Source organism: Pandoraea faecigallinarum, from assembly GCF_001029105.3.
GTDB classification, from domain to species: domain Bacteria; phylum Pseudomonadota; class Gammaproteobacteria; order Burkholderiales; family Burkholderiaceae; genus Pandoraea; species Pandoraea faecigallinarum.
The window spans coordinates 4,090,180-4,112,213 of record NZ_CP011807.3 but is presented as its reverse complement, the minus strand read 5'-3'; the positions used below and the strand labels follow the sequence as shown (position 1 = coordinate 4,112,213).

Annotated in this window: 25 protein-coding genes; 10 read left to right on the top strand and 15 right to left on the bottom strand. The window is 63.2% G+C overall.

Annotation, left to right across the window (positions count from 1 at the left end):
- Window positions 1-54 precede the first annotated feature (54 nt).
- Both murJ and AB870_RS17990 read left to right on the top strand, forming a co-directional pair.
- Entirely contained in the window at window positions 55-1,653 is a 1,599-nt protein-coding gene (gene murJ, locus AB870_RS17995) for a murein biosynthesis integral membrane protein MurJ (RefSeq protein WP_418304010.1), read from the top strand.
- Between the two features lie 57 nt (window positions 1,654-1,710).
- Window positions 1,711-2,577 (top strand): SirB1 family protein, encoded by an 867-nt coding sequence (locus tag AB870_RS17990; protein ID WP_047905754.1) that lies wholly within the window; start codon window positions 1,711-1,713, stop codon window positions 2,575-2,577.
- 137 nt (window positions 2,578-2,714) lie between these two features.
- On the opposite strand, the gene AB870_RS17985 is transcribed toward AB870_RS17990, so the two are convergent.
- The 8 genes from AB870_RS17985 to AB870_RS17950 all read right to left on the bottom strand — a co-directional run bounded on the left by AB870_RS17985 (window position 2,715) and on the right by AB870_RS17950 (window position 8,500).
- Entirely contained in the window at window positions 2,715-3,209 is a 495-nt protein-coding gene (locus AB870_RS17985; RefSeq protein ID WP_047905753.1) for an Mpo1 family 2-hydroxy fatty acid dioxygenase, read from the bottom strand.
- 213 nt (window positions 3,210-3,422) lie between these two features.
- Window positions 3,423-4,181: an SDR family NAD(P)-dependent oxidoreductase gene (locus tag AB870_RS17980; protein WP_047905752.1), complete on the bottom strand. Its 759-nt coding sequence runs from the start codon at window positions 4,179-4,181 to the stop codon at window positions 3,423-3,425.
- Between the two features lie 207 nt (window positions 4,182-4,388).
- Entirely contained in the window at window positions 4,389-5,054 is a 666-nt protein-coding gene (gene adk / locus AB870_RS17975) for an adenylate kinase (RefSeq protein WP_047905751.1), read from the bottom strand.
- A 303-nt stretch (window positions 5,055-5,357) separates the two neighbouring features.
- Window positions 5,358-6,173, bottom strand: coding sequence for a 3-deoxy-manno-octulosonate cytidylyltransferase (kdsB, locus tag AB870_RS17970; RefSeq protein ID WP_157112374.1), 816 nt, complete (start codon window positions 6,171-6,173; stop codon window positions 5,358-5,360).
- Complete coding sequence (locus AB870_RS17965; protein ID WP_047905750.1) at window positions 6,170-6,376, bottom strand: Trm112 family protein; 207 nt, start codon at window positions 6,374-6,376, stop codon at window positions 6,170-6,172. The genes kdsB and AB870_RS17965 overlap by 4 nt, the downstream gene beginning before the upstream one ends.
- Window positions 6,357-7,373: a tetraacyldisaccharide 4'-kinase gene (lpxK, locus tag AB870_RS17960; protein WP_047908382.1), complete on the bottom strand. Its 1,017-nt coding sequence runs from the start codon at window positions 7,371-7,373 to the stop codon at window positions 6,357-6,359. The genes AB870_RS17965 and lpxK overlap by 20 nt, the downstream gene beginning before the upstream one ends.
- Before the next feature lie 50 nt (window positions 7,374-7,423).
- Entirely contained in the window at window positions 7,424-7,870 is a 447-nt protein-coding gene (locus AB870_RS17955; protein WP_047905749.1) for an ExbD/TolR family protein, read from the bottom strand.
- Window positions 7,871-7,885: 15 nt separating this feature from the next.
- Window positions 7,886-8,500: a MotA/TolQ/ExbB proton channel family protein gene (locus AB870_RS17950; RefSeq protein ID WP_047905748.1), complete on the bottom strand. Its 615-nt coding sequence runs from the start codon at window positions 8,498-8,500 to the stop codon at window positions 7,886-7,888.
- Window positions 8,501-8,947: 447 nt separating this feature from the next.
- Between AB870_RS17950 and xseA the strand changes: the two genes are divergently transcribed.
- The 3 genes from xseA (at window position 8,948) to AB870_RS17935 (ending at window position 12,127) form a co-directional block, all read left to right on the top strand.
- The gene (gene xseA / locus AB870_RS17945) at window positions 8,948-10,321 is read left to right on the top strand and encodes an exodeoxyribonuclease VII large subunit (RefSeq protein WP_047905747.1); all 1,374 of its coding nucleotides are present in this window, start codon (window positions 8,948-8,950) and stop codon (window positions 10,319-10,321) included.
- A 202-nt stretch (window positions 10,322-10,523) separates the two neighbouring features.
- On the top strand, window positions 10,524-11,102 hold the full coding sequence (gene sodB, locus AB870_RS17940) for a superoxide dismutase [Fe] (protein WP_047905746.1): 579 nt from the start codon (window positions 10,524-10,526) through the stop codon (window positions 11,100-11,102).
- 245 nt (window positions 11,103-11,347) lie between these two features.
- The gene (locus AB870_RS17935; RefSeq protein WP_053059428.1) at window positions 11,348-12,127 is read left to right on the top strand and encodes an HD-GYP domain-containing protein; all 780 of its coding nucleotides are present in this window, start codon (window positions 11,348-11,350) and stop codon (window positions 12,125-12,127) included.
- A 55-nt stretch (window positions 12,128-12,182) separates the two neighbouring features.
- On the opposite strand, the gene AB870_RS17930 is transcribed toward AB870_RS17935, so the two are convergent.
- The 4 genes from AB870_RS17930 to AB870_RS17915 all read right to left on the bottom strand — a co-directional run bounded on the left by AB870_RS17930 (window position 12,183) and on the right by AB870_RS17915 (window position 14,087).
- Window positions 12,183-12,593: a DUF192 domain-containing protein gene (locus AB870_RS17930; protein WP_047908380.1), complete on the bottom strand. Its 411-nt coding sequence runs from the start codon at window positions 12,591-12,593 to the stop codon at window positions 12,183-12,185.
- Between the two features lie 271 nt (window positions 12,594-12,864).
- Entirely contained in the window at window positions 12,865-13,074 is a 210-nt protein-coding gene (locus AB870_RS17925) for a hypothetical protein (protein ID WP_047905745.1), read from the bottom strand.
- A gap of 127 nt (window positions 13,075-13,201) precedes the next feature.
- The gene (locus AB870_RS17920) at window positions 13,202-13,444 is read right to left on the bottom strand and encodes a hypothetical protein (RefSeq protein WP_047905744.1); all 243 of its coding nucleotides are present in this window, start codon (window positions 13,442-13,444) and stop codon (window positions 13,202-13,204) included.
- A 52-nt stretch (window positions 13,445-13,496) separates the two neighbouring features.
- Window positions 13,497-14,087, bottom strand: coding sequence for a pseudouridine synthase (locus AB870_RS17915; protein ID WP_047905743.1), 591 nt, complete (start codon window positions 14,085-14,087; stop codon window positions 13,497-13,499).
- Between the two features lie 232 nt (window positions 14,088-14,319).
- Between AB870_RS17915 and icd the strand changes: the two genes are divergently transcribed.
- Window positions 14,320-15,573 (top strand): NADP-dependent isocitrate dehydrogenase, encoded by a 1,254-nt coding sequence (gene icd, locus AB870_RS17910; protein ID WP_047905742.1) that lies wholly within the window; start codon window positions 14,320-14,322, stop codon window positions 15,571-15,573.
- A gap of 6 nt (window positions 15,574-15,579) precedes the next feature.
- On the opposite strand, the gene AB870_RS17905 is transcribed toward icd, so the two are convergent.
- Complete coding sequence (locus tag AB870_RS17905; protein WP_047905741.1) at window positions 15,580-16,008, bottom strand: hypothetical protein; 429 nt, start codon at window positions 16,006-16,008, stop codon at window positions 15,580-15,582.
- A gap of 200 nt (window positions 16,009-16,208) precedes the next feature.
- On the opposite strand from AB870_RS17905, the gene AB870_RS17900 reads away from it, so the two are divergent.
- Window positions 16,209-16,568 carry a VOC family protein gene (locus AB870_RS17900; RefSeq protein WP_047905740.1) on the top strand — a complete coding sequence of 120 codons (360 nt, stop codon included), beginning with the start codon at window positions 16,209-16,211 and terminating at the stop codon, window positions 16,566-16,568.
- Between the two features lie 39 nt (window positions 16,569-16,607).
- Here AB870_RS17900 and AB870_RS17895 read toward each other — a convergent pair whose 3' ends face one another.
- Entirely contained in the window at window positions 16,608-17,552 is a 945-nt protein-coding gene (locus AB870_RS17895) for a LysR family transcriptional regulator (protein ID WP_047905739.1), read from the bottom strand.
- Between the two features lie 112 nt (window positions 17,553-17,664).
- Between AB870_RS17895 and AB870_RS17890 the strand changes: the two genes are divergently transcribed.
- Window positions 17,665-18,405, top strand: a complete 741-nt coding sequence (locus AB870_RS17890) for an SDR family oxidoreductase (protein ID WP_084663843.1) — start codon at window positions 17,665-17,667, stop codon at window positions 18,403-18,405.
- A 52-nt stretch (window positions 18,406-18,457) separates the two neighbouring features.
- Here the strand turns inward: AB870_RS17890 and AB870_RS17885 are convergent, their stop codons facing one another.
- Complete coding sequence (locus tag AB870_RS17885) at window positions 18,458-19,405, bottom strand: LysR family transcriptional regulator (RefSeq protein WP_047905737.1); 948 nt, start codon at window positions 19,403-19,405, stop codon at window positions 18,458-18,460.
- Window positions 19,406-19,594: 189 nt separating this feature from the next.
- Between AB870_RS17885 and AB870_RS17880 the strand changes: the two genes are divergently transcribed.
- A complete protein-coding gene (locus tag AB870_RS17880; protein WP_047905736.1) occupies window positions 19,595-20,653 on the top strand; it encodes a 2Fe-2S iron-sulfur cluster-binding protein in 1,059 nt (352 codons plus the stop codon).
- 157 nt (window positions 20,654-20,810) lie between these two features.
- Window positions 20,811-22,034, top strand: a complete 1,224-nt coding sequence (locus tag AB870_RS17875) for an aromatic ring-hydroxylating dioxygenase subunit alpha (protein WP_047908379.1) — start codon at window positions 20,811-20,813, stop codon at window positions 22,032-22,034.

The window sequence follows — 22,034 nt, the reverse complement described above, 5'->3', positions numbered from 1 at the left end:
AGGAAGCAATCCATTGACTTCGAAACCGTCGATTATAGCCGAAGCGAAACGGAAATTGCAACTTCTTTGCTGCATTGGTGTGCGTATAATACGCGCAACATGAATTTGCTCAAAGCTCTCGCTACGGTCAGCGGTTTTACGATGCTTTCGCGCATCACCGGCCTGATCCGTGAAATTCTTATCGCACGCATGTTCGGCGCCGGTCCCATGACCGACGCCTACAACGTCGCGTTCCGAATTCCCAATCTGCTGCGCCGTTTGTCCGCCGAAGGGGCGTTTTCGCAGGCATTCGTGCCGATTCTGGCCGAATTCAAATCCCAACGTAGTGAAGAAGAGACGAAAACCCTCGTCGATTCCGTCACCACGGTGCTCTTCTGGGTGTTGCTGTCGATCACGGTTGCCGGGGTGCTGGGCGCCTCGGGGGTGGTCTACGCGGTGGCGACCGGCCTCTCGCGCGAGAACGGCACGTTCGACGCGGCCGTCTTCATGACGCGCGTGATGTTCCCCTATATCACCCTGATTTCGATCACGACGCTTGCCGCGGGCGTACTCAATACATGGCGTCAGTTCTCGATGCCGGCGTTTGCCCCGGTACTGCTCAACGTCAGCTCGATCGTGGCGTCGCTGTGGGTCGCCCCCCACCTCGAGACGCCGGTGTACGCGCTTGCCTACGCCGTGATCGTCGGCGGGGTGCTGCAACTGGTCATTCAATTGCCGGCGCTCGCGCGCATCGGCATGCTGCCGCGCATCACCCTCAATATCGTGGCGGCGTTGCGAAATGCGGGCGTCAAGCGGGTGCTGGCAAAGATGGTGCCGGCGACGCTGGCCGTCTCGGTCGCTCAGGTGAGCCTCATTATCAATACGAACATCGCATCGCGGCTCGCGCAAGGCAGTGTGTCGTGGCTGGCCTATGCCGACCGCCTGATGGAGTTTCCGACGGCGCTGCTAGGTGTGGCGCTCGGTACCATTCTGCTGCCGAGCCTGTCCCGGGCGAACGCCGACGGCGACGCCGCCGAATATTCCGCGTTGCTCGACTGGGGCCTGCGCCTCACGTTCCTGCTGGCAATGCCCAGCGCCGTCGGCCTGTTCGTCTATGCCGAACCCCTGACCGCCACGCTGTATCAGTACGGACGCTTCGACGCGAACGACGTGCTGATGACGGCGCACGCGCTCACGGCCTATGGCGTGGGCCTCGTCGGCCTGATTCTCATCAAGATTCTTGCGCCGGGTTTCTACGCGAAGCAGGACATCAAGACGCCGGTGAAGATCGCGATCGTGGTCCTTGTCGCCACCCAGATCTCGAATCTGATCTTCGTGCGCTGGTTTGCACACGCGGGGCTGTCGCTGTCGATCGGCGTGGGCGCGTGCATGAACGCCGCGCTGCTCTTCGCCGGGCTCTACAAACGCGGCATCTACCGGCCCGCGGCGGGTTGGCGGCTCTTCTTCGTGCAATTGCTGGCGGCATGCCTGATTCTGGCGGGCGTGCTCCTGTGGTTCACGCAGAGCTTCGACTGGGTGGCGCTGGGGACGCGTCCGCTCGCGCGCATTGCCCTGCTTGGCGCCAGTCTGGTGCTATGCGCCGTGGTGTATTTCGGGGCATTATTCCTCATGGGCTTCAACTTCTCGTTCTTCCGTCGACGCACCCAGTCGTGATCCCCGCCGAGGATCGCCGCAAGGGCAGGGGGGCGCGGTGGAATTCACGGATACCGCATGGCGAATCGAATTCTCGAGTACTTTGCTGCGCTGGTCGCCTCCGACGACGGTCTACCGTTGACCGAAGCGGCCATTGCCATCGCGCAGGACGTCTATCCCGATCTCGACGTGCAGGACACGCTCACCCAGATCGACGCGCTCGCGGCGCGGCTGGCCAAGCGTCTGCCGCCGGATGCCGGGCCGTTGCAGAAGCTGCAACTGCTCGATCACTTCTTTTTCCGCGAACTCGGCTTTACGGTCAATCAGAACGATTATTACGACCCGGACAACAGTCATCTGCACGTGGTGCTGGACCGGCGCCGGGGAATTCCGATCTCGCTGGCGGTGCTGTGCATGGAGATTGGTCATCAAATCGGGTTGCCGCTGCGCGGCCTGTCGTTCCCCGGACACTTTCTGCTGCGGCTTGCCGTGCCGGCGGGCGACGTCGTCATCGACCCCATTTCCGGGAACTCGCTCTCGCCGCAACGGCTGCTGGAAATGGTCGAGCCGTATCTGAAGCACTATCGCGACGAGAGTGCCGAGCCAATTCAGGAACTCGCGCTGTGGGCGCTGCTGCACCCCTTCCTGGAGCCCGCGACGCCGCGCGAAATCCTCGCCCGAATGCTTCGTAACCTACGTGCCATTTATACGCAGAATGAGCGCTGGGAGCGTTTGCTGGCGGTGCAGGAGCGCATGGTGCTCGTGCTGCCCGATCAACCGATCGAAAAGCGGGATCGCGGACTGGCCTACGCACGCCTGGGGCTGGTGCGCCCCGCGCAGGACGACCTCGAACTGTACCTGAGCAAGCGTCCCGAGGCGGACGATGCCGACGCGATCCGCCAGGTGCTCGACGACCTGAGCCGTCGACCGGGAAGTCACGGGTAGCGATGGCACGCCGCGCGTCGCCGGGCCGTGCGATGTCACGGGACAATGCAGTATGAAACGCCAGCCGACGTGAGGCTGGCGTTTTTTCGTTGTTGCCTTGCCGCCTTCCTGCGGCGACGGCGGTCGATAGTGCCCGGCTACACCGATTGCATCGACAGTTCCTGCACTTCCCGCTTGAGGCCGGGCTTGTAACCGAAATGGAAGAACACTTCGGCCATCAGGAACATCGGCGCGATGAAGATCTGAAAAAGATTGTCGAGCAGCGCAGGCTTGCGGCCTTCGAAGTGATGACCGACGAGTTGCACGATCCAACCGCCGACAAACAGCACGACAAATGCGGCCAGCGCCCATGGCAACGGCAGCTTCGCCAGATGCTGCGTGACGGCGAGCATTACGGCGAAGAAGGCGGTCATCGCGAGCGCCAGCGGAACGTCGAGCAGAAAATAGTACATCAGCAGGATCAGCACAATGACATGCGTCGCGTTCAGTCCGCTGGGGCCGAGCGGCACCCACGAGAACGCCTGCATCACTGCGAGGACGATCATGGGAACGCCGAAGAAATGGGTCAGGCGATTCTTGGGACTGCGGTGATAGCGCTGATAGAACGACATCTGTTGCGCCAGTGATTTCATGCCAGCCTCCTGCCTCGGGGGACGACGGGAAGAACCCTTGGGCACCGGCCTGTGTGCATGAATACCGGTGTCGCGACCGGCCGCGAAATGCGCCCGGCATTCCATTGTAGTCACAGTCGAGGCGACGTTTTGTTGCGGTGCGGCAACGTGTCGTGCCGCTGCGCCCTTGCCGCACCGCGGCCGCCCTTACCTCGCGTGCGTTGTGCAGAATCGTTACTTCGGTTGCATCCGAATCGCACCGTCGAGACGAATGACTTCGCCATTGAGCATCGGGTTGCGCACAATCTGCTCCACCAGCATGGCGTACTCCGCAGGTCGGCCCAGGCGAGGAGGGAACGGCACCATCTGACCGAGCGACGCCTGCACGTCGGCGGGCATGCCGAGCATCATGGGCGTCTCGAAGATCCCCGGTGCGATGGTCATCACACGGATGCCGCTGCGCGACAGATCTCGCGCGACCGGTAATGTCAGGCTTGCCACACCGCCCTTCGAAGCGGCATAGGCGGCCTGCCCCATCTGGCCGTCGAACGCCGCGACCGACGCGGTATTGACGATCACGCCGCGCTCGCCCTCGCCATTGGGCTCGGTCTGCGTCATGGCACTGGCCGCCAGGCGGATCATGTTGAAGGTGCCGATCAGGTTGATCTGGATGACACGCGAGAATGCATCGAGCGGATGCGGGCCGTCGCGCCCGACGGTCTTACTGCCAATGGCGATGCCCGCGCAGTTGACGAGGCCGCGAAGCGTGCCGAGCGCCTGCGCCGCGGCCACGGCCGCGTTGCCGTCCTGTTCGCGTGTGACGTCGCATTTGACGAACTTGCCGCCGAGCTTCTCGGCAAGCGCCTCGCCTTCGTCGACGTTCACATCGGCGAGAACCACTTTCGCCCCGAGTCCGGCAAGCCAGCGCGCGGCAGCAGCACCGAGCCCCGAGGCGCCACCGGTGATCAGAAACACATTGCCTTGAATTTCCATGCGTCATCCTCCTTTGGCAAAAAAGGCGGCGCAGTGTGAACTGGCCGCCTTTTTGCTGGCGTTACTCATGCGGAAATTACGCAGTACCCGTGTTACGCAGTACCCGTGCGGTGCTCGGGCAGCGCGCATGCACCGACGTCGAATCGACGTCTGCCGGACCAGAATCGGCGAGTTACTCCCCGTGTCGCCGACCGGCGAGCGACTGGCTTACCTGAGCGCGTCGAACACGCGCGCGCGGATGTCGTCCACGCTGCCTTGCCCCGAGATTTTGCGATATTGCGGCGCTGCAACGATGGCGCCCGGGCTGCCATGCTTGGCCCAATCCGAATAATAGGCGACCAGCGGCTTGGTCTGCGACTCGTACACGGCGAGGCGCTTCTTCACGGTCTCTTCCTTGTCGTCGTCGCGCTGCACGAGCGGCTCGCCTGTCACGTCGTCCACGCCTTCGACCTTCGGCGGATTGAACTTGACGTGGTACGTGCGGCCCGACGCCGGGTGCGTACGACGACCGCTCATGCGCGTGATGATTTCATCGAACGGCACGTCGATTTCGAGCACGAAGTCGATGGCGACGCCAGCTTCCTTCATCGCTTCCGCCTGGGCGATGGTGCGCGGGAAACCGTCGAACAGGTAGCCGTTCTTGCAGTCGTCGGCGGTCAGGCGTTCCTTGACCATACCGATGATGACCCCGTCCGGCACGAGATCGCCGGCGTCCATGAAACGTTTGGCTTCGAGGCCGAGTTGGGTGCCTTCCTTGATCGCGGCGCGCAGCATGTCGCCGGTCGAGATTTGCGGGATGCCGAATTTTTCCTTGATGAACGTTGCTTGGGTGCCCTTGCCGGCCCCGGGTGCCCCCAACAAAATTAGACGCATCGATGACTCCTGAAAGTTTGTGATTTGTGAATGCTGTGCGTGCGGCAGGAGTATGACTCCCCGGGGTTGGCAGCGATTGCGGGTCCGGTGACCGGCCAACCGCGCTGCGCGCAGACGACGCGCTCGGCAGGGCGCGACGTATGCGCGACCAGGGGGCTGCTCGCGAGAATCAGAGCGATTATGCCACGTCATGCCCGCCCGGCGGCGTTTTGCAGACCTGCCCATGTCGCGTCGTTGCGAATTCCGGGACACGTCCGCAAGGCATTCGGGGCATGCCGAACTTCGCATACGTGGCGGACCGCGTTATACGATTGAATCCTGGTTTTTCAGCAAAGCGCGCACGCGTTCGAGATCTTCTGCGGTGTCGACGCCCGGCAGCGGTGCGTCGCCCGTCACCAGCACGGCGATACGTTCGCCATGCCATAGCGCGCGCAACTGTTCCAGCGATTCGGCGGTTTCGACCGGTGCCTGAGGCAAGCTGGGATAGCTGCGCAGAAACTTGGCGCGATAGGCGTACAGACCGATGTGACGGAAAACCGGCGTCGCGGCTGCGGGCAGCGTCGCGGGGTTGGCCAAACCGGCGGCCCACGCATCGCGCGACCACGGAATCGGCGCACGTGAGAAATAGAGCGCACGGCCATGCGCGTCGAGCACGACCTTGACGACGTTCGGCGAGAAGATCTCCGCGTTGTCGGTAATCGGATGTGCCGCCGTCGACAACGCGCATTCCGGATGGTCGGCCAGATGTGCCGCGACCGCATGTACCAATCGGGGATCGATCAGCGGCTCGTCTCCCTGCACGTTGACGACGATCGTGTCGTCGGGCCAGCCCTGCGCCACGGCGACTTCGGCCAGCCGGTCCGTGCCGGTCGGATGATCGGCGCGCGTAAGGACGACGCCGAAACCGTGTGCGCCAACGGCATCGACCACACGCTGGGCATCCGTGGCGACGACCACCTGACGGGCCCCCGATTCGCGAGCGCGTTCGGCGACCCGCACGACCATCGGCTTTCCGCCGATGTCGGCGAGCGGCTTGTTGGGCAGACGCGTCGATGCCAGGCGTGCGGGCACCACGGCGACGAAATCGATGGTGTCGATGGTGGCTTTCGTATCGCTCACGATGCGGACTTGTCGTCGTTCAGTGGGACGGGCGTGCCTTCGACGGACTGACGCGCTTCATCGGCCAGCATGACGGGAATGCCGTCGCGAATCGGGTAAGCGAGCTTGTCGGCGTGGCAAATCAGCTCCTGGGCTTTCTTATCCAGCGCCAGGGGGCCCTTGCACAACGGGCAGACGAGAATCTCAAACAGTCGGTTGTCCACGCAATTTCTCCACTACCAGTGATACGAGACGCGCATCGAGCGCCGCCTCGGCAGGTACGGCCCACACGCGCGGGTCGGACCAGGTGACGCATTTTACTGCATCCTTTTCGGTGATCAGGATGGCGTCTGCCGCCACGCCATCGAACGGATTCGTCGCAAAGTCGTAATGGTCGGGCAACGCCAGCGTGTCGATTTGCAGCCCCGCTGCGCGTAAGGCCGCGAAGAATCGCTCGGGTGCACCGATGCCCGCAGCGGCCAGCACGCGCTTACCGGCAAAGTGCGACAGCGCGCGCGTGAGCGTTGGCTGGCTCACGCACCATGCGTCGCCGAGCGTGAGCGTCAATCGCCACGTGTCAGGCCAATCGGGAAGGCTTCGGCCATACGGGTCGTTGATGAGGTTGGCGTCTCGTGCGCGCGACAGCGGTTCGCGCAACGGGCCGGCAGGCAGAAGGAAGCCATTGCCGCCGAGCCGGTGATCGAACACGGCAATCTCCACATCTCGCGCCAGCGCGTAATGTTGAAGACCGTCGTCGCAGACGATGACGTCGCATGCCGGGTGCGCCGCGAGCAGCGCACGGCCACCTTCGACCCGTGACGGCCACACCCACACCGGCGCGCCAGTGCGTTTGGCGATCAGCAGCGGTTCGTCGCCCGTGTCTTCCGGACGTGCCGACACATCGACCTGCGTCGGTTCCGACAGCTTCGCGCCGTAGCCGCGCGAGAGCACACCGGGTGTGTAACCGTGGTGACGCAGCGCACCGATCAGTGCAATGACGGTCGGCGTCTTGCCGGTGCCGCCCACGGTGAGATTGCCGACGATCACGACGGGCACCGGCAGGCGGGTCGATCGCTTCCAGCCCCGTCGAAAACACATGCGACGCCAGGCGGCCATCGCAGCGAATGCCAATGAGAGCGGCCAAAGCGCCCATGCGAACACGCCTCTGTGTTGCCACTGCGCCGTGACCCAGTGGACCAGCGTTCCGGACAGTCGCGGCACCAGCGCCCGCGTGCGGGTGCCGCTCACCTTGCCGGGGCGTGGGGAGACGGTCATCGGCTCGGCGGGGCCGATGTCGAGCGTGCCGCGAACGTCAGTCGCGACAAGCCCGCCTCACGCGCCGCTTCCATCACATTGACAACCGACTGATGCGCGCTCTTGGCATCCGCATTGATGATGACGACCGGGGGCTCGGCACCGGTATTCGCGGCTCCGGCCGCCTGACGCAGCGCGGCTGTCAGGCTCGCCACGTCGCGTTGCGCAAGGGAATGGCGATCGATCGCGTAGCCGCCGTCTGCACCCACGGAGACGACGATCTGGCGCGGCGGCACGACGGCCTTTTCGGCATCCGCCGTCGGCAGATTGACCTTGAGCGCGGTGTAACGCGTGTAGGTCGTCGTGACCATGAGAAAGATCAGAATGACGAGCAGCACATCGATGAGCGGGATCAGATTGATCTCCGGCTCGTCGCGTGTGGAGAGACCTCGACGGAAATTCATCGTGTGTCTCGCGAATCAGTGCCGCGGTAACGTGGCATCGAGAAAATGGACCGCCTGCGTTTCCAGTTCGACGAGAAATGCGTCGACGCGCGTGCGGTAATAGCGATAGAAGATCATCGCCGGAATCGCGATCATCAGGCCAAAGCCGGTGTTGTAGAGCGCAACCGAAATGCCGTGCGCCAGTTGCGCCGGATCTGTGCCGGTGGCATCTTGCGCGCCGAAAATCTCGATCATGCCGACGACCGTACCGAACAGCCCCATCAGCGGGGCGACGGAGGCGATGGTGCCCAACGCCGGAAGGAAGCGTTCGAGTTCGTGGGCAACGGCGCGCCCGGTTTCCTCCAGCGCCTCTTTTGCCCCGTCACGCGGCCCCTGTGGATTGTGCGCGACATAACGCACGCCGGTCGCGAGCACCCGGCCGAGCATGGAGCCGCGCGCAAGGGCTTCGGTGGCGTCCTGCCTGGCGGCGCCCCGGCGCGCGAGCGTGATCGCATTTTCGAGAACACCGCCCGGCAGCACGCGCGCACGGCGCAGCGACAGGGCGCGCTCGACGATCAGGGCGAGGGCGATGACGGAAGCGATGAGAAGTGGCCAGATGGGCCAGCCGGCGGCCTGGATGACGGCGAACAAAGACGACCTCTTGCTTGTTGCGGGGATGGGCAAACGAGTCCGAACTGTAGCGTGCAGGGGGGGGATGGGCAAGCACCGTTTTCCACACCTCACGAGCACAAGGATGTGGACAACCTTGGGATACGTTCGGCAACTCTTTGACGCAACGGAACTTTTTAGTTCGTGATGAAAAAATGTGCAATGAGCGGTTTCAGAAATGAACACCACCGCAAGCTCACAAATCCCAGGATTTTTACATCAGCCTGTGGATAACTATGTGCACATGTCGTTCCTCGACGATATATCTGGGCGTCGCGCCGGAAATTACGCCTTGCGGGCCGCGGGATGTCTCTCGCAAACCCCGATAAATCAATGGTTTGCTGTCGCGATGAAGGAAATACAGGGCGTCCGGGCGAGAAAACCCTTAAATTAGCGGTCCTGTGGACAGTTTTTCGGCAGCGCATACGCATGAACTCATCTTTCGACGACGCCCGTCCCACCGGTGGTGCGGATCGCGTATTAAGTGTTTCGGATTTGAACAAAGCCGTGGCCGGGGTGCTGGAGCGCAGTTTTCCGTTGGCATGGGTCAGCGGTGAAATTTCCAACTTCACGCGCGCCGCGAGTGGCCACTGGTATTTCTCGATCAAGGACGCGCAGGCACAGATGCGCTGCGTGATGTTCCGGGGTCGCGCTCAATATGCGGATTTCTCGCCGCGCGAGGGCGACCGGGTGGAAGTCCGGGCCTTGCTCTCGATGTACGTGCCGCGCGGCGAGGTGCAACTCAACGTCGAAGCGATCCGCCGGGCGGGGCAGGGCAATTTATACGAAGCGTTTCTGCGTTTGAAGGAAAAGCTTGCCGCTGCCGGTCTTTTCGATGTCGGGCGCAAGCGCCCGCTGCCGCGCTATGCCCGCCGTGTGGGGGTCGTCACGTCGTTGCAGGCGGCTGCGTTGCGCGACGTGCTCACGACCCTCGCTCGCCGGGCGCCGCACATCTCCATCGTGATTTATCCCGCGCCGGTGCAGGGCGCCGATGCCGCGGCGCGCCTGGCGGCCGCACTCGACATCGCGAACGCCCGGCGCGAAGTGGATACCCTTTTGCTTTGCCGCGGCGGTGGTTCCATCGAGGATTTGTGGGCCTTCAACGAAGAAGTGCTGGCGCATGCGATCGCACGCAGCGAGTTGCCCGTGGTGGCCGGTGTCGGCCATGAAACCGATTTCACGATTGCCGACTTCGTTGCGGACGTGCGCGCCCCGACACCCACGGCGGCGGCGGAACTCATCACGGCCGCGCGCGACGAATGCCTGCGCGAGGTCGAGCGCGAACGCCAACGGTTGGACCGCGCCATGCGACGCATGCTGGAGCTGCGGGCTCAGCAACTCGACAGTCTGTCGCGCGCGCTGGTGTCGCCCAGGGAGCGTCTGGCGCGTCAGCGCACGGCGCTGGCGCATCTCGCAGACCGGATGCGTCATGCGCTCGAGCGCCCGCTCGCCCAGCGTCGCAGCCGTTTCGAGATGCTGCGCCTGCGCCTGGCGCGCGCCGTGCCCGATGTGGCGTCGCAGCATGAGCGCGTGGCATTGCTCTCGCAGCGGGTGCATACGGCGATGTCGCGCCGTGCGGAGCGCTCGGCCCAACGACTGGCCGACGCCACGGCGCAACTCGAATTGCTCAACCCCCGGCGCACGTTGCAACGCGGCTATGCCGCAGTGCTCGATGCGAGGGGGCAACCGTTGCGCGACCCGGGAAAATTGCAGCGCGGCCAGCAGGTGACGATGCATCTCGCCGATGGCGCGGCGGATGTGGGCATTGGTGAGGTTCAGGTCAGGCTAGATGATACTTTTTAGTCGGTGCGGTTCGCCAAAGCCGACGAATCGCAGGCATCGTGCATCGATTAGCCGCGATCGGCAAACAATCGTCGCAATCCTCGGGCAGATTGCGGTAAACCAAGTACCCGTCGGGTTTGCGGGGTTTTCGCATCTGCCCTAGAATCGATGGCTCCGGATAACGCAAAATCGGGTTCCCCTCAGAGCACAAAGGACATTTGCCATGGAACACAAGCTCCCTGAACTGCCGTACGCCATCGATGCACTGGCGCCGACCATCTCCAAGGAAACGATGGAGTATCACTACGGCAAGCACCACCAAGCCTATGTGACCAACTTGAACAACCTGATCAAGGGCACCGAATTCGAAAACGCCAGCCTCGAAGACATCATCAAGAAGTCGTCGGGCGGCGTGTTCAACAACGCAGCACAGGTGTGGAACCACACCTTCTTCTGGAACACGCTGTCGCCGAAGGGCGGCGGCGCGCCGACCGGCGATCTGGCCAAGGCCATCGACGCCAAGTTCGGCTCGTTCGATGCATTCAAGGAAGCCTTCTCGAAGGCGGCCGTGGGCAACTTCGGTTCGGGCTGGACGTGGCTCGTGAAGAAGGCCGACGGCTCGGTCGACATCGTGAGCACCAGCAACGCTGCGACGCCGCTCACCGGTGCCGACAAGCCGCTGATCACGATCGACGTGTGGGAACACGCGTATTACATCGACTACCGCAATGCCCGTCCGAAGTTCGTCGAGGCATTCTGGAATCTGGTCAACTGGGAATTCGCGGCGAAGAACTTCGCGTAATCGAAACGCCCGGAATTTGCCGGCCGGCGGCGGTCGACTTCGACGAGCCATCGCCGAAGGGGATGGTCAGGCGCCCAACCCGAGCGTCCGACCCCACCGGCAAGACGAAAGCCCACTGCATGCAGTGGGTTTTTCTTTTTCAGCGTCTGCCGGACCGGACCGAACTGCGGCGCGCTTGATCCCTGTCAACATTCGCATGCGTGTGCGTCGCTAGAGTGGGCGCTTCAAACTCACCGGAAACCGCAATGCCCGACCCTGCGCCAACGTGCCTCGCCGCCGCGCTTCCCCGATGCTGCCCCTCCGACACCTTCGATACTCTCGATATCTGCCATATCTGCGCTAGCTGCGACACGTTCGACGCACGCGCCGGCGAGCACGCGGAAACCGCGCACGACACGATGCGCCGTGACTTGCCGGCCGATGCTCGCCTCATGCGCAGCTTGCCGCCGGCGGCCTGGACGCTCTTTCGCCTGGCCGAGACAAAGCGCGGTGGCACCGCGACACATATGTGGCGAGTCGGTACGCTGGCATGGCGATTCGCGCAGGCCCTGGGCATGTCGTCGATTGAAGCGCAGGCACTCGGCCTGGCCGCCGCATTGCACGACACCGGCAAGCTTTGCGTGCCCGATGCGATATTGGAAAAGCCGGGCAAGCTGTTGCCGGAGGAAATGCAACTCATGCGCATGCACCCGCAATGGGGCGCGGACATGCTCGGCGCCATCGGTGGCGCGGCATGCGAACTGGCCGCGACGGTGGCGCGCACCCATCACGAACGTTACGACGGCAGGGGATACCCGTATGGGTTATCCGGCAATCGCATTCCGCTGGCTGGGCGCATCGTCGCGCTGGTCGACGTCTTCGACGCCCTCGCCAGTCATCGTCCGTATCGCGCGGCATTGAGCGGGGCGCAGATTGTCGGTGCGATGCTCGCCGAGCGGGGACGCCATTTCGATCCGTGGTTACTGGACCGATTCCTTGAGCGCACACTGAGCACGGCGCTGGCAATATCGAGTGGCGCTCGCTAAATCTCGCCGGTGTTGCCGGATCGATCGAGCGCCGCTTCGGCTGCCGGGCGTCGAATCAGCGCGGCAGGCCGGATATCTTCGACCCCGCCTTGATGTTCTTGCTCTTGAACCAGCCCTGATTCATTTCGAGGGCGTATCGCACCGCGGCACGCGGGCAGTGGTTGTCTTCGGTCTGCGGCGCCATGTCTTCGATGTTGACGATCGTGCCGTCGTCGGCGAGGAACGCAATGGATAACGGCAAATCGGTGTTCTTCATCCAGAAGCAGTGCCCGGCGCTCTGATCGAATACGAAGAGCATGCCGGCATTGGCGGGCATGCTCTTGCGATACATCAGCCCCTGTTCGCGGTCCTTCTCGTTCGCGGCGACTTCGGCCTTGATGAGATACATGCCGGCCGACAGCTGCACGGTCGGGAATTCGCCGGGCTGCTTGATCTGCGCCGCGGCCCTGACCGGGGCGAGAGCCATGACGGCGGCGAGACTGGCAAACGCGGCGCTGGCGGCGAGCGCGGCCAACTGATGTGAAATCCGGATCACGAACGACTCCTGGGAAGATTGGGGCGAACGTCGGGGAAGCGGTCGGAATGCGTTCGCGGGGCATCGAAGCGTCGCGCAAACAAGGTCGACTGCGGTCCGACAGGTCGCGGGTCATTGTAGCCGCCAGGCGAAAAAAAAGCAGGTTGCACGCGCAACCTGCCTGTTACCGTCCGTTGCGCAGGCGGGCTGCGCGAGGCGGTACTTACTTGCTTGCAGCAGCCGGAGCTTCAGCAGCAGCGGCCTTCTTTGCCGACTTCTTGTGCGACGACTTCTTGTGCGACGACTTCTTCTTTGCAGCCGGCTTGCTTGCGGCGGCCGGAGCGGCAGCGGCGTCAGCGGCCGGAGCCGAAGCTTGGGCGAACACGCCAGTTGCGAACAGGCCAGCGACCAGGGCAGCGATCAGTTTTTTCATGAGATTCCTCGTTGAAGCTCGATGTTGGGTTGTTTACTCGTTGACCCGCGAAGTGAGTCATCTCCTTTAACGTCCGGTCAGGACATCGGTTGACAACCCGCGCGCGGATTTTTTACGACGGCAAGTATTACGGCTTGTTACCGACCGGGGGCTGGCTGACCTTCTTGCCGGTCTTCTTGTGATGATGCTTCTTTTGCTTGGTGGTCTTCTTCGCCGGTGCGGCATGGTCCGCGGCCGGTGCCGCCGTAGCAGGCGCTGCCGCCGCGGGCGCTGCCGGTGCGACAGGCGCGGTTGCCGGCGCCGAATTTTGGGCCATCGCGGCACCGGACACGATCAGGCCGGCGGTCAGTGCGAGCAGCAGTTTGTTCATGACTTGGTTTCCTCGTTTCAGTTAGCGGTGCGTATGATGCGCACCTGTTCCCTCAACGAGGTGAGCGACGGTCGCGTTGACCGGAAAGTGTAAGTATTTGTTGCGGTAGTTCGCACCACTGTGCGGGCGCGAGGTTCAATGCAAAGACGTCGATCGGTCCGATGGCCACGCGTACGAGCCGCAGGGTCGGTTTACCCACGGCCGCCGTCATGCGCCTGACCTGACGGTTTTTGCCTTCGACGAGCCTGATTTCGAGCCAATGCGTCGGAATGGCGGCGCGATAGCGGATCGGCGGGTTTCGGGGCCACAGCGTTTCCGGTTCGGGGATGGCGCGCGCTTCGCACGGCAGCGTGACGAAATCGCCAAGGTCGAGTCCGGCACGCAGACGCACGAGCGCCGCTTCGTCGTACTCGCCCTCGACCTGCGCCCAATAGGTCTTGGGCAGCTTGCGCTCCGGCTCCGCGATGCGCGCCTGAAGGCGCCCGTCGTCGGTGAGCAGCAACAGCCCTTCGCTGTCGGCGTCGAGTCTTCCCGCCGGATAGACGCCGGGCAGATCGATGCACCCGGCAAGCGTGGGACGCGTCGGATGCGGCGAAAACTGGCAGATCGTACCGAAGGGTTTGTTGAGTGCGAGAAGTGTCATACCGGGCGAGGGAATCTGTTCAGCGCCGACATGTTAATGCATAATCGGAAATCTCAGTCTTATGTCTTATATAAGACATGATCGATGTCACACCGGGTTCAGGATGCAATGACTACAATAGGGCTGCGCTGTGCAGAGCGGCAACTCCCGAACGCTCAACGCTGTCCGGCTTGAGCCCGTCGACTCAAGCGATCCGATGCACACCCTCTGATCTACCCATTGGAGCCCCACCATGTCGTATCAGCACATCACGGTCCCGGCAGGCGAGAAGATTACCGTCAACAAGGATTTTTCACTGAACGTGCCGGACAATCCGATCATTCCGTACATCGAAGGTGACGGCACGGGCGTGGACATTACGCCGGTGATGCTCAAGGTCGTCGACGCGGCAGTGGAAAAGGCCTATGGCGGCAAGCGCAAGATCAGCTGGATGGAAATCTATGCGGGCGAGAAGTCGACACGCGTCTACGGCCCGGACGTATGGCTGCCCGATGAAACGCTCCAGGTCGTCAAAGACTACGTCATCTCGATCAAAGGGCCGCTGACCACGCCGGTGGGCGGCGGCATCCGCTCGCTCAACGTGGCCTTGCGTCAGCAACTCGATCTGTACGTGTGCCTGCGTCCGGTGCAGTACTTCAAGGGCGTGCCCTCACCCGTGCGTCAGCCGGAAAAGATCAACATGGTGATCTTCCGCGAGAACTCGGAGGACATCTACGCCGGGATCGAATGGGAAGCCGAGTCCGAAGGCGCGAAGAAACTGATTGCGTTCCTGCAAAACGAAATGGGGGTGAGCAAGATTCGTTTCCCGAAAACGTCGGGCATCGGTGTGAAGCCGGTGTCGCGCGAAGGCACGCAGCGGCTGGTGCGCAAGGCGATTCAGTACGCGATCGACAACAACCGCGACACGGTTACGCTGGTGCACAAGGGCAACATCATGAAGTTCACCGAAGGCGCGTTTCGCGACTGGGGTTACGAACTCGCGAAGAAGGAGTTCGCGGCGACCGAGATCGACGGCGGTCCGTGGTGCAAGGTGAAGAACCCGAAGACGGGCAAGGAAATCACCATCAAGGATTCGATCGCCGACGCTTTCTTGCAGCAGATATTGCTGCGTCCGGCCGAATACGACGTGATCGCCACGTTGAACCTCAACGGCGACTACATCTCCGATGCACTGGCCGCACAGGTCGGCGGCATCGGCATTGCGCCGGGTGCGAATCTGTCCGACTCGGTGGCGATGTTCGAAGCCACGCACGGTACGGCGTCAAAATATGCCGGCAAGGACTACGTGAATCCCGGTTCGGAAATTCTGTCGGCAGAGATGATGCTGCGCCACATGGGATGGACCGAGGCGGCGGACCGGATCATCGCGTCGATGGAAAAATCGATTCTGTCGAAAAAGGTGACATACGACTTTGCCCGCCTGATGGAGGGCGCGACGCAAGTGTCGTGCTCGGGCTTCGGCGACGTGATGATCGAAAATATGTGACGCCCGCTAGCGAATGACAATCTTCGTCGTCACGCGATGTTCGCCGGAGCCCGGTGTGCGACTGCCGAATTCACGCGGGAAGCCGACGGTCCACACGACCTCGTCGGTGCCCGGCGTGGAGCCCGCCTGATACCAGACGATCATTCCCGAGAACTTCATCTGCTCGCAGCGCTGCCCGACCGGCACCGTGTAAGTGATCCATTCGGGTGTGACTTCGCCCAGCGCCGGCTTCGAATCGAGCTCGAACGTCGGTGTGCCGAGGTCGCGGCACAACACGCTGTAGTTGCTTTGCTCCCAGATCGGCACCTTCTGGCCGACGGCGGCCTCGACCTCGATGGTATCCGGCGGGAACGGCGGGCTAGCGCCTGCCGTGCTCGCGCCGAGCATGCAAACGGCGAAGAGCGCCGCGCGCCATGCGACTCCGGTGGTATCCATAACGGATCTCCCACCCCCCTGGACAACCGGCGCCAGAGGGGGTCTCCTCCCCGTCGCAGCACCGGCAAGACGCTTTCATTACAGTGCACGGACGTGAACAACGCAAGGAACGGACATCACATGCTAGGCTCTTGATGTCGTTCGGCGTCCCGAGCACCGCGTCGGAAACGTTATCTGCGTCACTTGCATAAGGGAAGAAGATGAAGGTCAACCGGATTGTCGCGAATTTGGCCGTACCGGCGCCGCAAGCCATGCAAGCGGCGAAGCGGTTCTACGGCGATTTGTTGGGGCTCGATTTGCTGATGGACCACGGCTGGATCGCGACATACGGCAATGCGGCCAGGATGACCGTGCAGATGAGTGTGGCGACCGAAGGCGGCAGCGGTACACCCGTGCCGGATTTGTCCGTCGAAGTGGATGACGTCGACGAGGCGCTGTCGCGCATGCGCGACGCGGGCGTCGCCATCGAATACGGGCCCGCCGACGAGCCGTGGGGAGTCCGGCGATTCTACGTACGCGACCCGCTCGGTCGTCTGATCAACATCCTCGCGCATCGATAACCGGCAATCCGTAAGCCGTGGCACGCCTGTCTCGTGCCGTTACGCACCGCCGGCGACATCCCACCGCCAGTCGAAACGCGCGGCGAGCCGCTGTTGCTCGAACGATTGTGCGATATGTTCGACGAACACCCGTGTGCGCAGCGGCAACTGCTTCTTGTTCGGGTAGTAGATGAAGACGCCGCCATATTCGTCGAACCAGCCGGGCAGCAGGCGTTGAATGCGCCCGTTGGCGAGCAACGGCGCGGCGTGGGGCATCGGCAACAGCGCAACGCCGTAACCGAGTGCGACGGCGTGGGCCATCGCTTCCGGGTCGTCGAAGATCATGCGGGTTCGCGCCTCGACGTTTACCCGTTCTCCCGCCACATTGCACAGGTTCCAGGCACGTAAGCGTCCCGACATGCCGGAGCGTCGCATTACGGCGTCGAGGGAGGCGAGTTCCGCGGGGTGCGTCGGCATCTTGCGCCCCGCCATATAACCGGCCGACGCGCACATGACGGCGTACGTCGGCGCAAGCCGCCGCGCAATCACGCCTTGCGTGAGTTCGATGCCGCCGCCAATCGCTGCATCGAACCCTTCGCCCACCACGTCGACACTCCGGTTATCGAATCGCCAGTCGGGCACGATGTCCGGATAACGCGACAGAAAGCTCCCCAGCATCGGCAAAAGATACTGACGCCCGAACGAATGCGCCATGCTCACCTTCAGCGTGCCGGACGGCGCATTCTCGCGTTCTGCGGCGCGGGAAAAAGCATCGGTCAATGCAGCAAACGGCCCGTCCACGTCGAGCAGAAAACGCTCGCCGCCTGCGGTCAACGTAAGGCTGCGCGTACTCCGATGAAACAGTCGCAGGCCGAGCTGCGCTTCGAGGCGCGCCACATTCTTGCTCACCGCTGCGGGCGTGATGCCCAGCCGGCGGGCGGCGGCCGAGAAACTTCCCGCGCGTGCGCTCAGAACGAACGACTCGATCAAATGCAACGCCTCCATGGCAAACCTGTTCCAATTGGTTGAAAGTGATGATCTCCATTATGGTCTAGTGGCGATGTAATTCAACGCCGATACTGCATTCACTTTCTCACTAACTCAGCGGAGCAAGATCATGGCGAAATTTCAAGGCAAGGTGGCATTCGTGACGGGCGGCTCGCGCGGTATCGGCGCGGCGGTCGTGCAGCGTCTGGCGGACGAGGGCGCGGCGGTCGCGTTCACTTACCACGGGTCGGAAGCGGCCGCGCAGACGCTCGTCACGCGCATTCGCAATGCCGGCGCCCAGGCCGTGGCATTGCAGGTGGATGTCGCCGACGCGCAGGCGCTGACCCGCGCCGTGAACGACGCCGCCCGTCAACTGGGCAAGATCGACATTCTGGTGAACAACGCTGGCGTTTTCTCGATGGGGAATATCGCGGACGTGCCGCTGGAAACGTTCGACCAGTTGCTCGACATCAACGTGCGCGCCGTTTTCGTGGCGTCGAAGGCGGCGCTCGCGCATATGGGCGAGGGCGGCCGGATCATCAACATTGGGTCGTGCAACGCAGAGCGCATCCCGTTCCCCGATCTCGCGACGTACGCCATGACCAAGTCGGCGCTGGTCGGCCTTGTCAAGGGAATGGCCCGCGATCTGGGGCCGCGCGGCATCACCGTGAACAACGTGCAACCGGGGCCGACGGACACGGACATGAATCCGGCCTCGGGCGAATTCGCCGGCGGGATGCATGACGTGATGGCGCTGCGGCGCCATGCCCGTCCGGAAGAGATCGCGGGCATGGTCGCGTACGTTGCCAGCGAGGAGGCGGGCTTCGTCACGGGCGCCAGCCTGACCATCGACGGCGGTTTCAGCGCATGAGTCGCGTGATCGTCGCCGATGGGTAACACGGACCGCGTTCAAGGCGCACGCGTCACTCCGAGAACAAGTCGAACAACAGCGAGCGGATCCACTGGCTGCCCGGTTCGCGGTGATATCTCGCATGCCAGAACAGATTGATCTGAACGTCGGGGATATCGATGGGATGGTCGACGTAGCGCAAGCCGAAGTGCTGTGCGCTGCGTTGCGCGAACTTCTCGGTCACCGTCGCAATGAGATCCGTCGCATGGAGGATGTCGGCCAGCGCGACGAAATGCGGCACCCGTAACCGAATGTTGCGTTGCACATGGGCGCGGGCCATGAACTCGTCCACCTGTCCGTGGCCGGTGCCCGCCGCGACCACCATCACTTGCTCCGAGCGCTCGAAGTCCTCGCGCGTGACCGATGTCGCCTTCGAGGGGCCGGACTTCGCGGACCGGGTTGCCCTGGCGGCGCGATCGAGAGGATGCCCCGGGCGGAACATGCACACATATTTCTGCCGAAACAGACGCCGCTGAAAGAACTCCGCCGTGAGATCCGGCAAGTGGCCGACCGCGAGATCGACTTGCCCCGAGGCCATCGCTTCGCGCAGGTTGATCGCCGTATTGCGCACGGTGCTGATCGTGATGCCCGGTGCACGCTCGCCGAGCGCGTGCATCAGTTTCGGCAGGAAGTGCACTTCCCCGATGTCCGTCATGGCGATCTCGAACGCGCGCTGACTCGTTGCCGGATCGAACGCCAGTTCCCGATTGAATACGCCGTGCAGCGCATCGAGCGCCGCGGCCACCGGTTCGGCCAGTTCGATCGCCATCGGCGTTGGCAACATCCCCCGCGAGGTGCGGATAAACAACTCGTCGTTGAAGACTTTGCGCAGGCGAGCCAACGCGTTGCTCACGGCCGGCTGCGTAACGCCCAGCGTTTCGGCGACACGCGATACGCGTCTTGCGTTGTACAGATGGTGGAAGACGACCAGCAGGTTGAGATCGACGGCGTGTAAGTCCATGGCGAATCCGGCGCGTGGCCGGCGTGCACGGACATGTGCCGCCAGCCGGGAAAAATCACTGAAATTTATGGGGCATATAAACGAGATTCTATTGGTTTATATCGATCGTTGCGCGATCCTGCTTGCAAACGGCGTCTTAACGCCATGCGCGGTGCGTCGAATGCACTGGCACAACGGAGACAATCCCCCATGCAAGTTCACGTGCAACCGCTCGGCGCGCGCTTCGACGTTGCGCCCGGCGACAACCTGCTCAAGGCGCTGACAGACCGGCAGATCCCGGTGTCGTACAGTTGCGTGTCCGGACGTTGCGGCACGTGCCGTTGCCGGGTCGTGTCCGGCGACGTGCGCGAGGCTGAAGGGAGCGAATACCGGCATCACGACGTCGGAGCCACGGGAACGGATACGGCCACGGCGGCAGACGCCGCGCCCGAGGCTCGTTACGTGCTTGCCTGTCAGTCGAGCGTGCACGGCGATTGCGAAATCGAGATACCGGAAGTGGACGAAGTCGTCGTGCATCCCGCGAGGATCCTCAAGGCGACGGTGCTGGCCATCGAACCGCTCACACACGACATCAAGCGTCTGGTCCTCAAGCCGGCCAAGCCGCTGAACTTCTCGCCCGGGCAATACGCCACGCTGCAATTCACGCCCGCTCACATTCGTCCGTATTCGATGGCTGGCATCGATGCCGACGGCACGCTCGAATTCCACATTCGGCGCGTGCCAGGCGGCGCGGTGACCGGGTACGTCGACGAGCAACTCAAAGTGGGGGACGTAGTGCGCGTTTCGGGGCCGTTGGGCACGTCGTACCTGCGTACGCGCCACGTCGGCCCGATGCTTTGCGTCGCCGGCGGCACCGGACTCGCACCGGTGTTGTCCATCGTGCGCGGCGCGCTCGCTCGCGGCATGACCAATCCCATCGAGATCTACGTGGGGGCGCGCTCCCCGGCGGACGTCTACGGTCTTGCGTGGCTGCGCGAACTGGTGGCGCGTCACAACGGTATTCGTCTGCACGTGGTGACGACGCTCGACGCGCCTCACGTCGTCGCAGACAACGCCCAGCCTTTGCGTCGCGGGCACGTCACCGAAGCGCTCGCCGCCGACTTTGCGGCTGCCGATGCATTCGCCGGCTGGCGCGCGTATCTGTGCGGCGCGCCGCCGATGGTCGACGCCGCCACGCGCCTGCTGCGCGAGCGCGGTATCGAAGGTGCCCATATCTACGCCGACGCGTTTTACGCAAAGGCCGCATGATCGCCGGCCCGGCGCCGCCTGGCTGGTGCGTGCCGCGCTTCGGTGCGCCCAGTGGCTTCCCCTGCCATCCCCGCATCCTCAACAGGAGACAATCGTGACGACAACACCGCAGACCGGAGTCGATCCGGCGCCGTCCGCTGGTTTCGAGCCATCGGACATCTGGCCCGCCGAGGGGGCGAGCCGTATCCCCTTTCGCGTCTACACCGACGAGCAACTGCACCGGCGCGAACTGGAGCAGTGCTTCTACCGCAATCACTGGAATTACGTCGGTCTGGAGGCCGAAGTGCCGGATCCGGGCGATTTCAAGCGCACGGTCATCGGCGAGCGCTCGGTCATCGTGACGCGCGACGCCACGGGCGAAATCAATGTGCTCGAAAACGTGTGCGCGCATCGCGGCATGAAGTTCTGCCGCGAAAAGCGTGGCAATCGTACCGATTTCCACTGTCCGTACCACCAGTGGAACTACGACCTGAAAGGGAATTTGCAGGGAGTGCCGTTCCGGCGCGGCGTGAAGCAGGACGGCAAGGTCAACGGCGGCATGCCGAAGGACTTCAGGCCTGAGGATCACGGCCTCACGAAGCTCAGGGTCGCCACGCGCGGCGGCGTGATCTTCGCGTCGTTCGACCACGACATCGAGTCGCTCGAAGACTTTCTGGGACCTGACATCTGCGCGTATTTCGACCGGTTGTTCGACGGGCGCAAGCTCAAACTGCTCGGATACAACAAGCAGCGCATTCCGGGTAACTGGAAGCTCATGCAGGAGAACATCAAGGACCCGTACCACCCGGGATTGCTGCACACCTGGTTCGTCACGTTCGGGCTCTGGCGCGCGGACAACAAGTCGCGGCTGGTGATGGACGCCCACGGGCGTCACGCCGCGATGGTCTCTACGCGCGGGCAGGGCGGCGGCGGGGAGGTCACCTCGGGCGTGTCGAGCTTCAAGGAATCGATGTCGCTCAACGACATGCGGTTTCTGGACATCGTGCAGGAAGACTGGTGGAAGGGGCCGACAGCGGTACTCATGACGCTGTTTCCCAGCGTCATCCTGCAACAGCAGGTCAATTCGGTGTCGACACGGCATATCCAGCCGCGTGGCCACAATGCGTTCGACTTCGTCTGGACTCACTTCGGCTTCGAGGACGACACGGAGGAAATGACCCAGCGGCGTTTGCGTCAGGCCAATCTTTTCGGACCGGCGGGGTTCGTGTCCGCCGACGACGGCGAGGCCATCGAATGCTCGCAGGAGGGCTTCACGCAAAAGCCATGGCACCGGGCGCTGGCCGAACTGGGCGGCACCGGGGTAGAGAACACCGAACACATGGTGACCGAAACACTGATTCGCGGCATGTACGCCTACTGGCGGCGCGTGATGGGCGTGTGA

Excerpts from the sequence above, each read along its gene's own strand:
- AB870_RS17985 (WP_047905753.1), bottom strand. The coding sequence starts at position 3,209 with ATGAAATCACTGGCGCAACAGATGTCGTTCTATCAGCGCTATCACCGC.
- AB870_RS17880 (WP_047905736.1), top strand. The coding sequence starts at position 19,595 with ATGCAAGTTCACGTGCAACCGCTCGGCGCGCGCTTCGACGTTGCGCCC.
- adk (WP_047905751.1), bottom strand. The coding sequence starts at position 5,054 with ATGCGTCTAATTTTGTTGGGGGCACCCGGGGCCGGCAAGGGCACCCAA.
- AB870_RS17895 (WP_047905739.1), bottom strand. The coding sequence starts at position 17,552 with ATGGAGGCGTTGCATTTGATCGAGTCGTTCGTTCTGAGCGCACGCGCG.
- AB870_RS17925 (WP_047905745.1), bottom strand. The coding sequence starts at position 13,074 with ATGAAAAAACTGATCGCTGCCCTGGTCGCTGGCCTGTTCGCAACTGGC.
- AB870_RS17930 (WP_047908380.1), bottom strand. The coding sequence starts at position 12,593 with ATGGCTCTCGCCCCGGTCAGGGCCGCGGCGCAGATCAAGCAGCCCGGC.
- AB870_RS17890 (WP_084663843.1), top strand. The coding sequence starts at position 17,665 with ATGGCGAAATTTCAAGGCAAGGTGGCATTCGTGACGGGCGGCTCGCGC.
- AB870_RS17990 (WP_047905754.1), top strand. The coding sequence starts at position 1,711 with ATGGCGAATCGAATTCTCGAGTACTTTGCTGCGCTGGTCGCCTCCGAC.
- sodB (WP_047905746.1), top strand. The coding sequence starts at position 10,524 with ATGGAACACAAGCTCCCTGAACTGCCGTACGCCATCGATGCACTGGCG.
- AB870_RS17885 (WP_047905737.1), bottom strand. The coding sequence starts at position 19,405 with ATGGACTTACACGCCGTCGATCTCAACCTGCTGGTCGTCTTCCACCAT.
- AB870_RS17915 (WP_047905743.1), bottom strand. The coding sequence starts at position 14,087 with ATGACACTTCTCGCACTCAACAAACCCTTCGGTACGATCTGCCAGTTT.
- AB870_RS17935 (WP_053059428.1), top strand. The coding sequence starts at position 11,348 with ATGCCCGACCCTGCGCCAACGTGCCTCGCCGCCGCGCTTCCCCGATGC.
- AB870_RS17920 (WP_047905744.1), bottom strand. The coding sequence starts at position 13,444 with ATGAACAAACTGCTGCTCGCACTGACCGCCGGCCTGATCGTGTCCGGT.
- AB870_RS17900 (WP_047905740.1), top strand. The coding sequence starts at position 16,209 with ATGAAGGTCAACCGGATTGTCGCGAATTTGGCCGTACCGGCGCCGCAA.
- AB870_RS17955 (WP_047905749.1), bottom strand. The coding sequence starts at position 7,870 with ATGAATTTCCGTCGAGGTCTCTCCACACGCGACGAGCCGGAGATCAAT.
- AB870_RS17905 (WP_047905741.1), bottom strand. The coding sequence starts at position 16,008 with ATGGATACCACCGGAGTCGCATGGCGCGCGGCGCTCTTCGCCGTTTGC.
- icd (WP_047905742.1), top strand. The coding sequence starts at position 14,320 with ATGTCGTATCAGCACATCACGGTCCCGGCAGGCGAGAAGATTACCGTC.
- AB870_RS17980 (WP_047905752.1), bottom strand. The coding sequence starts at position 4,181 with ATGGAAATTCAAGGCAATGTGTTTCTGATCACCGGTGGCGCCTCGGGG.
- xseA (WP_047905747.1), top strand. The coding sequence starts at position 8,948 with ATGAACTCATCTTTCGACGACGCCCGTCCCACCGGTGGTGCGGATCGC.